1 rRNA gene is annotated in these 1,666 nt (G+C 50.1%); it reads left to right on the forward strand.

Features of this window, described 5'->3' with window-relative positions:
• Positions 1-45 precede the first annotated feature (45 nt).
• Positions 46-1,608, forward strand: a 16S ribosomal RNA gene (locus tag FC64_RS00495).
• Positions 1,609-1,666 lie beyond the last annotated feature (58 nt).

Here is a 1,666-nt window from a genome sequence, read left to right on the forward strand (position 1 = left end):
ACATTTGCGAAGTCAATTCGCTAGTAATTACGAGTCACAAACTTATAAATTGAGAGTTTGATCCTGGCTCAGGACGAACGCTGGCGGCGTGCCTAATACATGCAAGTCGAACGAGAATTTTTTACACCGAGTGCTTGCACTCACCGTAAGAAATTCGAGTGGCGGACGGGTGAGTAACACGTGGGTAACCTGCCCAAAAGAAGGGGATAACATTTGGAAACAAATGCTAATACCGTATAACCATGATGACCGCATGGTCATGATGTGAAAGGTGGTTTTGCTATCGCTTTTGGATGGACCCGCGGCGTATTAACTAGTTGGTAGGGTAACGGCCTACCAAGGTGATGATACGTAGCCGAGTTGAGAGACTGATCGGCCACAATGGGACTGAGACACGGCCCATACTCCTACGGGAGGCAGCAGTAGGGAATCTTCCACAATGGGCGCAAGCCTGATGGAGCAACGCCGCGTGAATGAAGAAGGTCTTCGGATCGTAAAATTCTGTTGTTAGAGAAGAATATGAGTAATAGTAACTGATTATTCACTGACGGTATCTAACCAGCAAGTCACGGCTAACTACGTGCCAGCAGCCGCGGTAATACGTAGGTGGCAAGCGTTGTCCGGATTTATTGGGCGTAAAGGGAACGCAGGCGGTTTTTTAAGTCTGATGTGAAAGCCTTCGGCTTAACCGGAGATGTGCATTGGAAACTGGAAGACTTGAGTGCAGAAGAGGAGAGTGGAACTCCATGTGTAGCGGTGAAATGCGTAGATATATGGAAGAACACCAGTGGCGAAAGCGGCTCTCTGGTCTGTAACTGACGCTGAGGTTCGAAAGCATGGGTAGCGAACAGGATTAGATACCCTGGTAGTCCATGCCGTAAACGATGAATGCTAGGTGTTGGAGGGTTTCCGCCCTTCAGTGCCGCAGCTAACGCAATAAGCATTCCGCCTGGGGAGTACGACCGCAAGGTTGAAACTCAAAGGAATTGACGGGGGCCCGCACAAGCGGTGGAGCATGTGGTTTAATTCGAAGCAACGCGAAGAACCTTACCAGGTCTTGACATCTTTTGACCACCTAAGAGATTAGGTTTTCCCTTCGGGGACAAAATGACAGGTGGTGCATGGCTGTCGTCAGCTCGTGTCGTGAGATGTTGGGTTAAGTCCCGCAACGAGCGCAACCCTTGTTGTCAGTTGCCATCATTAAGTTGGGCACTCTGGCGAGACTGCCGGTGACAAACCGGAGGAAGGTGGGGATGACGTCAAGTCATCATGCCCCTTATGACCTGGGCTACACACGTGCTACAATGGACGATACAACGAGTCGCGAGACCGCGAGGTTAAGCTAATCTCTTAAAGTCGTTCTCAGTTCGGATTGCAGGCTGCAACTCGCCTGCATGAAGTCGGAATCGCTAGTAATCGCGGATCAGCATGCCGCGGTGAATACGTTCCCGGGCCTTGTACACACCGCCCGTCACACCATGAGAGTTTGTAACACCCAAAGCCGGTGGAGTAACCATTAGGAGCTAGCCGTCTAAGGTGGGACAGATGATTGGGGTGAAGTCGTAACAAGGTAGCCGTAGGAGAACCTGCGGCTGGATCACCTCCTTTCTAAGGAATAATACGGAAACTGCACATGTTGAAACATTATTCAGTTTTGAGAGATCTA

Source organism: Ligilactobacillus araffinosus DSM 20653 (assembly GCF_001435375.1).
Lineage (GTDB): Bacteria > Bacillota > Bacilli > Lactobacillales > Lactobacillaceae > Ligilactobacillus > Ligilactobacillus araffinosus.